Annotated in this window: 15 protein-coding genes; 7 read left to right on the top strand and 8 right to left on the bottom strand. The window is 45.6% G+C overall.

Annotation, left to right across the window (positions count from 1 at the left end; translation table 11 throughout):
- Positions 1-2,472 carry an LPS-assembly protein LptD gene (locus QWZ13_RS05280; protein ID WP_290280842.1) on the bottom strand — a complete coding sequence of 824 codons (2,472 nt, stop codon included), beginning with the start codon at positions 2,470-2,472 and terminating at the stop codon, positions 1-3.
- Between the two features lie 134 nt (positions 2,473-2,606).
- Between QWZ13_RS05280 and djlA the strand changes: the two genes are divergently transcribed.
- A complete protein-coding gene (gene djlA, locus QWZ13_RS05285; RefSeq protein ID WP_290280843.1) occupies positions 2,607-3,428 on the top strand; it encodes a co-chaperone DjlA in 822 nt (273 codons plus the stop codon).
- Between the two features lie 3 nt (positions 3,429-3,431).
- Here the strand turns inward: djlA and trmB are convergent, their stop codons facing one another.
- From trmB to ftsY, 6 genes are all read right to left on the bottom strand, one after another.
- Positions 3,432-4,136, bottom strand: coding sequence for a tRNA (guanosine(46)-N7)-methyltransferase TrmB (trmB, locus tag QWZ13_RS05290; protein ID WP_290280844.1), 705 nt, complete (start codon positions 4,134-4,136; stop codon positions 3,432-3,434).
- Positions 4,137-4,149: 13 nt separating this feature from the next.
- A complete protein-coding gene (locus QWZ13_RS05295; protein ID WP_290280845.1) occupies positions 4,150-4,518 on the bottom strand; it encodes a DUF423 domain-containing protein in 369 nt (122 codons plus the stop codon).
- A gap of 76 nt (positions 4,519-4,594) precedes the next feature.
- Positions 4,595-5,467: an RNA polymerase sigma factor RpoH gene (gene rpoH, locus QWZ13_RS05300; RefSeq protein ID WP_216001435.1), complete on the bottom strand. Its 873-nt coding sequence runs from the start codon at positions 5,465-5,467 to the stop codon at positions 4,595-4,597.
- 149 nt (positions 5,468-5,616) lie between these two features.
- On the bottom strand, positions 5,617-6,582 hold the full coding sequence (gene ftsX / locus QWZ13_RS05305) for a permease-like cell division protein FtsX (protein ID WP_290280846.1): 966 nt from the start codon (positions 6,580-6,582) through the stop codon (positions 5,617-5,619).
- 13 nt (positions 6,583-6,595) lie between these two features.
- The gene (gene ftsE / locus QWZ13_RS05310) at positions 6,596-7,261 is read right to left on the bottom strand and encodes a cell division ATP-binding protein FtsE (RefSeq protein ID WP_216001433.1); all 666 of its coding nucleotides are present in this window, start codon (positions 7,259-7,261) and stop codon (positions 6,596-6,598) included.
- Positions 7,258-8,250: a signal recognition particle-docking protein FtsY gene (gene ftsY, locus QWZ13_RS05315; RefSeq protein WP_353958971.1), complete on the bottom strand. Its 993-nt coding sequence runs from the start codon at positions 8,248-8,250 to the stop codon at positions 7,258-7,260. The genes ftsE and ftsY overlap by 4 nt, the downstream gene beginning before the upstream one ends.
- A gap of 77 nt (positions 8,251-8,327) precedes the next feature.
- On the opposite strand from ftsY, the gene QWZ13_RS05325 reads away from it, so the two are divergent.
- The 5 genes from QWZ13_RS05325 to QWZ13_RS05345 are packed head-to-tail and all read left to right on the top strand — an operon-like array spanning position 8,328 to position 12,111.
- Positions 8,328-9,227: a hypothetical protein gene (locus QWZ13_RS05325; protein WP_290280848.1), complete on the top strand. Its 900-nt coding sequence runs from the start codon at positions 8,328-8,330 to the stop codon at positions 9,225-9,227.
- Positions 9,202-9,795 carry a 16S rRNA (guanine(966)-N(2))-methyltransferase RsmD gene (gene rsmD / locus QWZ13_RS05330; protein ID WP_290280849.1) on the top strand — a complete coding sequence of 198 codons (594 nt, stop codon included), beginning with the start codon at positions 9,202-9,204 and terminating at the stop codon, positions 9,793-9,795. The genes QWZ13_RS05325 and rsmD overlap by 26 nt, the downstream gene beginning before the upstream one ends.
- 60 nt (positions 9,796-9,855) lie before the next feature.
- Positions 9,856-11,283, top strand: coding sequence for a coniferyl aldehyde dehydrogenase (locus QWZ13_RS05335; RefSeq protein WP_290280850.1), 1,428 nt, complete (start codon positions 9,856-9,858; stop codon positions 11,281-11,283).
- Positions 11,284-11,340: 57 nt separating this feature from the next.
- A complete protein-coding gene (coaD, locus tag QWZ13_RS05340) occupies positions 11,341-11,823 on the top strand; it encodes a pantetheine-phosphate adenylyltransferase (protein WP_290280851.1) in 483 nt (160 codons plus the stop codon).
- 33 nt (positions 11,824-11,856) lie between these two features.
- Positions 11,857-12,111, top strand: coding sequence for a YfhL family 4Fe-4S dicluster ferredoxin (locus QWZ13_RS05345; protein ID WP_216001427.1), 255 nt, complete (start codon positions 11,857-11,859; stop codon positions 12,109-12,111).
- Between the two features lie 57 nt (positions 12,112-12,168).
- Here the strand turns inward: QWZ13_RS05345 and QWZ13_RS05350 are convergent, their stop codons facing one another.
- Positions 12,169-12,294, bottom strand: a complete 126-nt coding sequence (locus QWZ13_RS05350) for a hypothetical protein (RefSeq protein ID WP_290280852.1) — start codon at positions 12,292-12,294, stop codon at positions 12,169-12,171.
- Between QWZ13_RS05350 and QWZ13_RS05355 the strand changes: the two genes are divergently transcribed.
- Positions 12,293-13,291 carry a GMP reductase gene (locus QWZ13_RS05355; protein WP_290280853.1) on the top strand — a complete coding sequence of 333 codons (999 nt, stop codon included), beginning with the start codon at positions 12,293-12,295 and terminating at the stop codon, positions 13,289-13,291. The two genes, QWZ13_RS05350 and QWZ13_RS05355, sit on opposite strands and share 2 nt — an antisense overlap.
- Positions 13,292-13,303 lie beyond the last annotated feature (12 nt).

Raw genomic sequence — 13,303 nt, forward strand, 5'->3', positions numbered from 1 at the left:
CTATTTGTAATTAAACATTTTACCGGTGTACCCGATATTTAAATTCGTTAAAAAGTCTTCAATGGTGCCAAAACTTGCACCTAAGCCTTTAAGGGTGAATTCGAAATACACCCCTCGATTTGTTTCAAGTGGAAAAAAAGTATCGCTCTGATCGTTGTCTACGGCGGTGTCATACCCAGCTAAGCGAATGTTCCAACAGCAGCTGTCGTAATCTACACCGTAAACAAATTCTTTAAATTTAAAGCCGTCTAGTTGAAAATCTTCTTCGTTGTTCTCGACTATAGCATAGCCAATTAAGGCTATATTTTGGCGAACCGGAAAGTAGGTTGCAAACCCAAGTTCTCGTTCACTCCCTTCTTGGGTTAAATGTAAGTTACTAAAAACGCGGCCTTCCGGTTGGTAACTTACATTAACGTTGTAATCTTTCAGTTCTAGTGAACGGTGTGCAAACCCCCACTGGCTGCTTACGGTTAATGCGTCGCTCGGTTTAACGTCGGCTTTTACCGTCCACGAAGAATACTCAATAGGTGTGTTAGTTGCCGTTGCCGCTTCGTTTAGCGTGATACGTTCTTGGCTGAGTTTCATGCCCTTTTCGAGGGCTAAGGTCGCCAGCGTGCGGTTGTTTTCACTAGAAATGAATGAGCTTGTCAAGCTACTTGAAAGGCGGTTCATATCTCCTATGCGATCGATACTGCTGAATCTTGACGTTTGAAATAATGCATAGGCGGTGGCTTCTGTTTCTTCTAATACGTCATGGGGCTGCTCCACAAAAGGTGTATAAGTGTAGTGGAGTCTAGGTGTGATTTCGGTATTAACTTTTTCACCAGGATTTTCGATAGTCAATGCTTGGTCAAAGGTTGCCCGCCAAACTGTTCGGTCTGTTTGTTTTTTTTCTGTGGCTGCATTGGCCGTTGAAAATACGTCAAACAAATCATTTTCAGTATTATAAACCGTGTAATAACCGGTGATACTGGGTTTAAAATACCCCCAGTTTTCGATAATCGGGCTAGTGAACTCAATTTGAGCGTGGTTGCGTTGCGTTGAATTGTTAAGTGACACGTCGTTTTCATCGAGTGTGCTTTTTAACTCGTTGCTCAAAGCTCTATCAAAAAAAGCCATGCGTGTTTGTGTGTCGGTATTAACAAAATCTAACCATCGCGTAGAGTGTTCAAGTGTGATTTCAGGCTGACGTTTGAGTTCGGTTTGGGCGGCGCTGGCAGGTCGTGCTTCTGCGTCAAACAGTGAGTGATGCTCATAGTAGAGTTTGCCACGCCAATCCGTCACTTGAGTTGTTGCCAAAGCATGGGTTTTGTTAAAGCGGTAGCCTTCAGCGCTATCAGCGACAGGCTGTTTGTAGTCGATGGCGAGCGTGTTCTTAAAATCGCCCGAACGATGCGTTAAGTTGGCCTTAAGTGTTTGCTCAGGCTTTGCTTCGGTTTCTGCAGCAAAAGCTTGTTCAAAGTTTACATCGCTGACCCAGTTGGCTTTAACATCGTAAACCGTATTTTGACTTAGTTTTCCAGATTGCTGATGCTTTACTTGCCAGCGTTGAATGTCTTGTTGGGCGGAGTCGTCAAGATCTTTTGGGAGCGTTAATATCGCTACATCGTTTATGCCATTATGGTTAGGCGTTAAAAAACGAAACTCGTTATCAAAGAGTAGGCCTTCATTGCCAAAATAATGCAAGGCTAGGGTGTCATCATAGTTGGGCGCTAAATTCATGTAAAAAGGCAGCCGTAGCTCACCTAAAAACTGGTCGCCCTGTGTAAACCCAAAGGTAGGTGTTAAAAACCCCGTAAATCGCTGATCGTCTAATGGGAAACTAACATACGGCCAGTAAAAAACTGGAACCCCTTTAACTTTTAATTGCGTGTGCCATGCTTTGGCGTAACGCTTTTCATTGTCTATGGTCAAGCTAGCCGACTGAAGCGCCCAGGCGTTGTCGCTGGGAGAACAGCGCGTTAAGGCTACTTTTTGTGCATAGGTGTAGCGATCATCTCGCCCTAAAGTGTCGGCCTTGCCGCGCATATCGTTGGAATGAATGACAAAGACGCTGTTGTTTGCACTTGCCGCAGAATTTTGAGTGCTAAATTGTGCTTGGTCACTGGAAAGTGCAAAGTTATCAAATCGGATAAGCGCCTCTCCTTCGAGAGTGGCTTGTTCGTTGGGTCGGTTATAGGTGAGCTGATTCGTTTGAGCGAGTACATCTTCTGCGCTGAGCGTTACATTGCCATAAAATACGCCCGAACCATTCACATTAGCTTCAGCACGATCATAGTGAATTATAGTCTCATCGGTTTTAGGCCAGGCAGGCGAAACAAAGCCTCCCGGGCAATAGGGCGCGATGTTTGCCGAGTCCTGCTCAGGTAATTGATTGATATCGACCCAATCCAGATCGACCACCGTTTGTGCATAGCTAACGGTGGTGTAAGATGTGATTGCTGTGGCTAAAACGCGATAGAGTAGTTTCAACGTATTTCGTGGTTAAAATTAAAGCCTTGATTCTATCGAATTATGGAGCAGCCGCACAGTTTTTCAGGGTAATCCGTTAGTAAAATATAAGCAGGGCGACTAATCTTGCCGTGTCAGTACTTTTAAGATGTAAATTGGGTAGTAGACGTATGTTGAATTGGACAGGAAAACTCATCGGAGCCGCCCTAGGCTTGTATTTCGGTGGCCCAGTTGGAGCGGCACTGGGTATATTGTTGGGTAATGCCTTTGATAAAACTCAGGCGAGGCGTGCTCAGGGCGATATCGGTGGTGGCTCGAAAGGCGTTTTACAAACAGCTTTCTTCCAAGCCACGTTCTTAGTCATGGGGAAAGTTGCCAAAGCCGATGGCCGCGTCAGTGAGCAAGAGATTGAAATAGCACGGCATGTGATGGCGCGAATGGGGTTATCCGAACGCCAAAGACTAGAAGCCATGAGCTTGTTTAATGAAGGTAAAGATCCGGAGTTCTCAATTGAAACCGTATTAACCGACTTAGCTGATGTCATTGGTCGGCGAGCCACCTTGGCGCAAATATTTCTCGAAGTGCAATTGCAGGTGGCTTATTCCGATGGTCAGCTTACGGTTAACGAGCGCAATGTACTGCAAACCATCAGCAATTATTTGGGCATTAACCGAATACAATTTGAAATAATTCATCAACGTATTCGAGCTCAGATGCACTTTTCCGAAGGCCAGCACCAGCAGCAGCCACGTTCAAGCCAATCACAATTAGCCAATGCTTATCAAATACTTGGTGTCAGCGCATCTTCATCTGATGCAGAGTTGAAAAAGGCTTACCGGCGATTAATGAACCAACATCATCCAGATAAGCTGGTTGCAAAAGGGCTGCCAGAAGAGATGATGTCTATTGCCAAGGAGAAAACTCAGGAAATACAGACCGCCTATGAGCGTGTGCGTAAGGCACGCAAGGCGGCCTAAAGGCTAGTTATTCTTTTGGTAGATTAGATCCCAAACGCCATGACCGAGCTTTTGACCGCGCTTTTCAAATTTAGTTACCGGGCGATGCGGCGGACGACCGTCGGTGAAATTACCTTGTCCAGATGTGTTTGAAAAGCCTTCAGCAGCATCCATAACCTCAAGCATATGCTCAGCATAGTTCTCCCAATCGGTGGCCATGTGAAAGGTGCCACCCTTTTTAAGTTTTTGACGAACCAGCTGGGCAAATTCCGGCTGAACAATGCGACGTTTATTGTGACGTTTTTTGTGCCATGGGTCGGGGAAGAACAATTGAACGGTAGCTAACGAGCCATCAGCGATGCAGTTTTGCAGTATTTCAACAGCATCTTCTTTGTAGCACCGTATGTTCTTAACTTGCTCTTTCTCAGTGCGGTTAAGCATTCGCCCGATACCCGGTAAATGTACCTCAATACCAATAAAGTCTTTTTCGGGTGCTGCAATCGCCATATCGACAAATGAATCACCCATGCCAAAACCAATTTCTAAGACGACATCGGATGTTCGCCCAAAAGTTTGCTCTAAATTAAGAGCACCATCGGCCAGAGATAAACCATAGTTGGCCCAGTTTTCATCTAAGCTCTTTTTTTGCCCATCGGTCATTCTTGCTGCACGCATGACAAAACTGCGGATTTTTCGCTGAATGGGCTGTTCTGGAGTCGAATCGGTCATGTTTATTCTCAAGTTACAATCGTTTAAAAAAGGTTAAGGCTGCACTGAGCCAGCCAATAATTATGAGTACGCCGCCTATCGGCGCAATGGCACCAAGCCAAGGTAGATCGAAAAGTACCAGTAATAATAGAGCCGCGCTAAACAGGCCCGTACCGGCCATGAGCAGTATAGCCGAGTGTTTAACTGAAACAGCGTAGGTTTTTGCTAACAAGGCTAACCCTAGTAAGCCCAAACCGTGGGTCATCAGGTAGCGGCTAGCGGTGTGCCAAGTGTTTAATCGAGCAGGGCTTACCTGTTCTGCAATAGCATGCGCGCCAAAAGCACCCAAAGCGACCGATAATGCACACATTAAAGTGCCTATAATGATGGTGGTTCGATTCATACAAATGGCTCAATAGTCGCTTCTGTTAGGCCAAAAAAAAGCCGCACTAAGCGGCTCTGGTAAAAGGCGTCGTGGTTTAAAACTCGACCGACATGACCTTTTTTACTTTATTCATGGCGTTTTTTTCGAGCTGGCGAATTCGCTCAGCAGAAACACCGTATTTGTCGGCTAATTCATGCAAGGTGGCTTTTTCTTCGCTTAACCAACGCTGTTTAATGATGTCTTTAGAGCGATCGTCTAAATCGGCCAACGCCGCAAACAGTTGCTCATTTGCATCATCAGTGTAATCGGCGTTTTCAACAGCCAACGCAGGGTCATCAGCACTGTTCATCAAGTAGTCAGATGGATGAAAAGCAGGGCCCTCATCGTCATCGTCTTGCATGCCGTCGAATGTTGGGTCGCCAGAAGTTAGGCGTCCTTCCATGTCATAAACGGTTTTTTTGGTGACCCCTAAGGTATCTGCAATGTCTTGCGCTTCTTGGTCATTTAACCAACCTAAACGCTTTTTCGAGCTGCGAAGGTTAAAGAACAGTTTACGCTGTGCTTTGGTGGTCGCAATTTTTACGATGCGCCAGTTGCGCAAAATAAACTCGTGAATTTCAGCTTTAATCCAATGCACAGCAAAGCTCACTAGGCGCACACCCACTTCTGGGTTAAAGCGACGAACGGCTTTCATTAAGCCAACGTTACCTTCTTGGATAAGGTCGCCTTGATTGAGGCCATAGCCGGAATAGCTTTTTGCAATGTGCACGACAAATCGAAGATGCGAAAGCACCAAACGACGGGCAGATTCTAGGTCTTCGTCGTAGTAAAGACGCTCTGCTAATTCTTTTTCTTCCTCGGCTGTCAGTAATTCGAAGCTGTTGACCGTTGAAATATAAGCTTCAAGATTCTGACCTGGCGATAAGGAATCTAATACCAATGCTGGTACCGAACTGTTCAGTTTCACTCAGTTAATCCTCCTAGGAGTTGTGTGAAATCTATCTCATGACACATTATAAGATAGCTAGGCGTATAAAGAAAACCCAGTTTTACACCCTTGATACAAACGATTTACGTTGAAACAGTGTTATTGGATCACCTTGTATAACCTTTGGTTCATTTAGGCTGATCAAACTCTCTTAAATGCCGCCATAACGCTATTCTCGCGCCAAACAGGCTGATGAGGATAGAGGCCAAAAGTAATAATATTATTTGGCGGCCTGTTAACCACAGTTTAGGTGCTAGCAGGTTATAGCTGCTGAGAAACTCCGATAAGGTTGAGTGTATGCTTAGGCTGATTAGGGTGATTAATAGCCATGCCGCTAAGCCACCAAGGCAGCCGTACCAAAACCCCAAATACACGAAAGGCCTCTTAATATAGGCGTCGGTCGCTCCCAGCAGCTTAATAATTCGAATTTCATCTTTGCGCGATTCAATGTTTAACCTAATGGTATTGCCCACAATTAAGACCACCGCTACCGCTAAAATAAGGCCAATCAACTGAACCACTTTCTCGGCCAATGCCAACAATTGGTTTAATCGGCTGATCCATTCTAAATCTATTTGAATATTGTCTACGTTAGCGAGCCCTTGCAATGTTAAAACCAGTGCTTCTAATTCAACGCTACTTTGCTGCTTAGGTATCAAGACGATGCTGGCCGGCAGGGGGTTCGAAAAATCAGCCAGTTCATTGGTCATCGTGAGTGCGCTTTGAAAGTCACTCCAGGCCTGTTGTTTATCGATGTATTGGCTGAACTCTATTTCAGGTCGGCTGGCTAGGTCGGCACTTAAGGCTAAACCTTCGGCTTTATTGGTGTCATCCGATAAATATAAGGTGATTTGCCCGCCAGCTTGCCAAGCTTGAGTCGACAAATTCACGGCGTGAAAGGCAACGTAGAAAAGCGTCGGTAACATGATGGCGATCGCAATGACCAACCAAGTTAAGGCCGAAGAAATTGGGTGTTTGACCAAGCGAATTAAAGACTCAACCGCGCATTGGCGGTGATGCCGAAGCCAAGACTTAACATCTATAGTGGGTGCTCTATTGCGACGTCGGTTGGTGGCCGCTTTACGTTTAGACATATGGGTGCCTTAACTATTGAAAAGGTGAGGCAAGCAATTTGCCTTGGTTTAACGACAAAACCCGGTAATCTAATCGCGCTATGAGGCCTAAATCGTGGCTGGCAATTAATACGGTAGTGCCCACTTCATTGAACTGTCGAAACAGATTCATAATATCGCGAGACAATTCAGGGTCTAAGTTACCTGTAGGCTCATCGGCTAGAATTAGATCGGGTTTTTTAACGACAGCCCGCGCAATCCCTACTCTTTGCTGTTCACCCCCAGAAAGTTGCACGGGGTTAAACTTTTCTTTGCTAAGAAGCCCAACTTTATCGAGGGCGGCGCGAACACGGCGCTTTACCTCATTTGGGGCTTCTCCAGCAATCAGCAGTGGCTGGGCTACATTGTTGAAAACACTCTGATCCATGATCAGCTGGTGGTCTTGATGCACAATGCCAACTTTACGACGGTAAAAAGCAATATCGCGCTTTGTTAGAGTGTTCAATTGCTGGCCATCAACGCGTATTTGGCCAGAAGATGGTTTTTCTATCGCAGTCAATAAATTCAAAAAGGTACTTTTGCCGGCTCCAGAATGGCCGGTGAGAAAGACCATTTCGCCTTTTTCGATACTGCAACTGACGCTAGATAGGGCTTCAAAGCCGCCGTCATAGCGTTTACTGACTTGATCAAAATGGATCATTCGGCATCGCTACTCAATAGTGCATCCACGAATTCAGAGGCGGTGAATGTGTTTAAATCTTCAGCTTGTTCGCCCACACCAATAAAGCGAACGGGTAAACCAAGCTTTTTCGCAAGGGCGAAAATAACCCCACCTTTTGCGGTGCCATCCAGTTTGGTTAAAACTAAACCCGTTAGCGGTGCGACTTTGGTGAAGTTTTCGGCTTGGCTGACGGCGTTTTGGCCTGTGGCGGCATCGAGCACTAACAGCACTTCGTGTGGGGCTGTATCGTCTATTTTTTTCATAACGCGGAGCACTTTTTCAAGTTCAGCCATTAAATTGTCTTTGTTGTGTAATCGGCCAGCGGTATCGGCAATTACGATATCGACGTTCCTAGAAGTGGCTGCTTGAACCGCATCAAAGATAACCGAAGCGCTGTCAGCACCGGTATGTTGAGCAATAACGGGTACATCGTTACGTTCGCCCCATGTTTGCAGCTGTTCTACGGCCGCCGCGCGAAAAGTATCACCCGCTGCGAGCATGACTGACTTGCCTTGGGCTTTAAAATGCTTGGTCATTTTACCAATAGTCGTGGTTTTACCTACCCCGTTTACGCCAACCACTAACACGACAAAAGGTTTATCCGATTGTTCAATGGTTAAGGGGGCTTCGACGGCCGTGAGCTCATCGGTTAATGTTTCGTGTAAAGCTTGCATCAGCGCGTCTGAGTCTTTCAGTTCTTTACGACTAACACGCTCTACTAAGTTATCTAAAATGGCCTGAGTCGCTTCAATGCCAACATCGGAGGACAGCAGAAGAGTTTCCAATTCTTCTAACGTGTCTTCATCAAGAGTCTTTTTACCGAGTAGGGCCGTTGCCATTCCGCTCGACAACTGTTTACGGGTTTTCCCTAAACCAGATTTTACACGGTCAAACCATGTTGATTTTGGCGCAGCCTCGGTGGCTTTTTCCGGTTCAGTTTTATCTTTACGCTTTGAGAATCCAAACATTTTAAGTAGTTGCCAGTTTTGCTTTGATAAACGGGACGGTATGCTAGCACAGAGTCACCCAAAAATGGATAAGTAGAATGTTTCACTTTCGGCGTCGTACGCTGTGGATCATCATTTATATAACGATACCGATGATCATCATTTTAAATAATCTGGGCTCCGACCCGGATGTGCCCGAGAATGTAGTAAGCGCATCTAGTAACCAACGTTGGTCTTTAGATAACGTTGAGGTGAGAAGCATTGGTTCCGTGCAGTGGTTAGCGCTGCCTTCGGCCGATTCTTTAATCATGAGTATTGTACTCAATGCGATCCCGTCCACTTCTTTGGCGGTCGATAACAGCTCGGCATTTTCGAGCCAGCTGCAAGGTGGTAAGTTGGTGCTCACTTTAACGAATCCAGTTAATAAAGCGGTTTTAGAAGAGTCTTTATTATTCTTAGAGCAATGGTTACCAGGCAATATCGAGTCTATAGTCGTTTCTGGGCCATTTAATACTCAGTGGGCGGAGCTTATTGATCGAGCGTTAGCCGAAACACGCGGTGAGGGCATTGAGATTAATATATCATCGAGTCGAGGGTTAGCACATTTAACTTCACCACCCATGCAATCTCAAGATCAGTTAGCCTTTTTAATGGCCGTTAGCATTATTAAGCAGCGCCTGTCTGGATACGACATTCAAATGTCATGGGACCACCGCCGTGAACGCAGTGTCGTGACATTTAACAGCACGTTGTCGACAGACGTTCTATTCGATGTAAATGCCAGTGAATTCAAACCCATCTATGAGGCCTTCGTTGAATCGGCAAAGGCTCGCAATAGAACCCAGTCGCAATTGCATCGATATTTACAGACAGCCATAGTTTATAATGTGCCGTTCCGTTTTTTTGTTGAGCAGCCTGAGCGGCTTGCCAACGTTTCCATAAAAGATGTAAACCGAATGATGGAGTATGCTCTTGAGCAAATCAAAACGCCCCAGTAATAAACCCGTTTTGGCGCAACTGAGAATTGTCGGGGGTAAGCATCGGGGGCGAAAGTTGCCTATCCCAGCTATTGAAGGTTTGCGCCCAACACCGGACCGAATTCGAGAAACCTTATTTAATTGGCTGCAATTTGACTTGGCCGACATGCATGTTATGGACTGTTTTGCTGGGACAGGGGCTTTGGGGTTAGAAGCCTTGTCTCGTGGGGCAGAGCATTGTGATTTTGTAGAGCCTTCTATACAGGCAGCCAATTCTATTCAAGCATCTTTGACGACTCTTAAAGAAACCAATGCACGGGTTCACAAAGTTAAAGCGGCGCAGTATTTACAATCGGTTTCGAGCCCTGTCGATTTGATCTTTATAGACCCTCCATTTGCGTTGAATTTATGGCAAGAAACACTGGAGATTATCGAGACACGCGGGCTTTTAACCGCGAAAGGTTTTTTGTATTTAGAAACACCGAAATCGCAAATACTAGACTTATCGCCTCATTGGCAAACAGTTAAAGACAAAACCGCTGGAAATTTAAGAATACGCCTTGTTCAGCAGGTCAATAACATTAGTTGACCCGCGGTCATTTATAGTTAAACTGCCTAACAATTATTCAATTTTATAGGTTGGTTTACGATGTCCACACCCTTACCCACAGCGTCTTTTGAGCACGTAAATGAGCAGTTTTCGGCGTTAAAACGTGCCTATGCCACTTCGCCTTACCCGAGTGTGTCTATTCGAAAACAACGCTTACTTAAGTTAAAAGCATTGATTTTGGAGAACCAAGACGCACTGATTGAGGCGATTTCAACCGATTTTGATGGCCGTGCTTATAACGACACACGCATTGGTGAAATTTTGCCCAGCATGATGGCGATTAATGATGCGCTAAAGCACTTGAAGCGTTGGGCTGCACCTAAGCGTAAATTTGCGGGCCTCATTCATATGCCTGCCAGTGCAAAGGTGATTTATCAGCCTGTTGGTGTCGTTGGGGTCATTGCGCCTTGGAATTACCCATTGCTGCTAACCGTAGCGCCAGTCGTAGGTGCTATTGCGGCAGGAAATGTGGCATTGGTCAAGGTTTCTGAATTTACGCCGGCCTTTGGCGCGTTAATGGAATCGCTGGTGCGAAAATATTTTGCGGCATCAGAACTGCGCATCGTAAATGGCGAAGTCGATATAGCCCAAGCTTTTTCAGAGTTGCCTTTTGATCACCTATTGTTTACGGGTTCTACTACAGTTGGCAAGCACATCATGCGTGCCGCCAGTCAGAACTTAACTCCAGTGACGCTAGAGTTGGGCGGAAAAAGCCCGGTCGTTATCGATAAATCGATCCCCGTTCGCGAAGCGGCGGCTAGGTTAGTGTTTCCGAAGTGCGTGAATGCAGGTCAAACCTGCGTAGCACCAGATTATGTACTTTGCCCGACAGATCGTATTGACGAATTTGTTCAGCATTTCTTGGTGGAAGCACGTCGACAGTACCCAAATGTCGCCGATAACAATGACTATACTTCAATCATCAATGAACGACAGCGTGCGCGATTAGTGGGCTATGTAGAAGAAGCGTTGGCGCGCGGTGCAGCGCTGCACATAGCGGGTGACAGTGAAAATTTAGCGGATTATGGAACCAAGCTGCCACCGATGTTGTTGACGGGTGTTCCAGACGATTGCGCTGTAATGCAAGAGGAGATCTTTGGTCCACTTTTACCTGTAGTCGGTTATGAATCCTTAGCCGAAGCCACTCAATACATTAATGACCGACCACGGCCGCTTGCTCTGTATGTGTTTGGCTATGATAAGTCTTTGAAACCGGTTTTTGAACAACAAACTCACAGTGGTGGGCTTGTGTTTAATGAAGCTATGGTCCAAGTCACCATGGATAATCTCCCCTTTGGAGGTATTGGGCACAGCGGAATGGGGCATTATCACGGTTATGATGGTTTTCAAACGTTTTCCAAGGCCAAGCCCGTGGTAAGCAAGGGCCGAATCAATAGCCTACAATTATTCTATCCACCCTATAAAAATTGGCTTGTGTCATCAATTATGAGGATTTTTGGTCGTTAATTTGTTTGTCAGCGTCGCATACGTTAATATGCGCGCGCTTTTTAATGGAGCTCATAGATGTCAAGCATAGTTGTTTACCCAGGTACCTTTGACCCAATTACCCGTGGTCATATGGATCTTATTGAACGTGGCCTACGTCATTTCGATAAGGTGATCGTGGCCGTTGCCGACAGTCCTCGTAAAAAACCGTTGTTTGACTTAGAGCGCCGAGTTGATTTGGCAAAGCAAGTCACGCAGGGCCTAGGTAATGTCGAAGTGGAAGGCTTTAGTAACTTGTTGGTCGAATTTGCGCGCGAGCACAAAGCTACCGTTATTCTGCGTGGTTTACGTGTTGTGAGTGATTTTGAGTACGAATTCCAGCTCGCCAACATGAACCGCGTGTTAGCTCCAGATTTGGAAAGCTTGTTTTTAACGCCATCGGAACAATATTCCTTTATATCTTCAACGTTTGTGCGTGAAATTGCGCATTTAAATGGCGATGTGTCAAAGATGGTGCACCCAATTGTAGAAGCCGCTCTGAAAGAACGTTTCAATAATTAATCGACTTAACCCGCGACAAAGAGGATCTGATGCATGGCGCTAATCATTACGGATGAATGCATTAACTGTGACGTATGTGAACCGGAATGCCCAAACAGCGCAATATACGAAGGCGAAGAGATCTATGAAATTGATCCTAACCTTTGTACTGAGTGTGTAGGTCATTACGATGAGCCTCAATGCCAGCAGGTTTGCCCTGTGGATTGCATTCCGCACGACCCTAATCACGTTGAAACTAACGACCAATTGCAGGAAAAATATGAGCGCATAATCGCCGCTTCTGCCTAATCCCTCTTAAATGGACCGCCTAATTCGTCGGTCCATTTAAATGATCTAACCATTTGGTCAAATAAATCTACCGATTATGCAAACTGCGTGATAGCATTGGACACCGGCTTGATCAAAAGTATCCCAAACCGGAGTAGTTATGCACGTTGAAAATGAAATCAAACTTGGCTTTAAAGATGTCATGATTCGCCCAAAGCGATCAACTTTAAAAAGCCGTTCGCAAGTGTCTCTCGATCGAACCTATACTTTCCGCAACAGTCAAAAAACTTGGACAGGTGTGCCCATTATTGCGGCCAATATGGACACTGTCGGTACGTTTGAAGCGGCAAAAACATTAGCCAATCATAAAATGTTAACGGCCGTTCACAAGCACTACAGTGTTGAGCAATGGCAAGCATTTTTGTCGGAAATCAGCGATGAACAGTGTAATTACATCATGGTCAGCACAGGCACTTCGGATGCTGATTTTGCTAAGTTAAAAGAAATTCTAGCGTTAGACCCAAGACTTATGTTCGCTTGCATTGATGTGGCCAATGGCTATTCAGAGCATTTTGTTGAGTTTTTGCGTAAAGTCCGTGCCGATAATCAAGACGTTGTTATTGTGGCCGGTAATGTGGTCACAGGCGAAATGGCCGAGGAGCTTATCATTTCTGGTGCGGATATCGTTAAGGTCGGTATTGGTCCTGGTTCTGTATGCACTACTCGAGTAAAAACGGGTGTGGGTTATCCGCAAGTATCGGCGGTGATTGAATGTGCAGATGCCGCGCACGGTTTAAATGGCCATGTAATTTCGGATGGCGGTTGCTCTTGCCCTGGGGACGTGTCTAAAGCCTTTGGCGCCGGTGCCGATTTTGTCATGCTTGGTGGAATGTTGGCCGGGCACGATGAATCAGGTGGTGACTTGGTTGAGCAAGAAGGCAAACAGTTTAAATTGTTTTATGGTATGAGTTCCGATACGGCCATGAATAAATATCATGGCGGCGTGGCGAATTATCGAGCCAGTGAAGGGAAAACGGTTAAGGTGCCTTATCGTGGTCCATTAGAGCAAACCGTTTCCGATATTCTAGGCGGTGTTCGTTCCACCTGTACATACGTGGGTGCCGCTTCTTTGAAAGAACTTTCAAAGCGTACTACTTTTATCCGTGTACAAGAGCAAGAGAATCGAGTGTTCACTCAATAATATTCTTAGTGT

The organism is Reinekea marina (assembly GCF_030409715.1).
GTDB lineage: Bacteria > Pseudomonadota > Gammaproteobacteria > Pseudomonadales > Natronospirillaceae > Reinekea > Reinekea marina.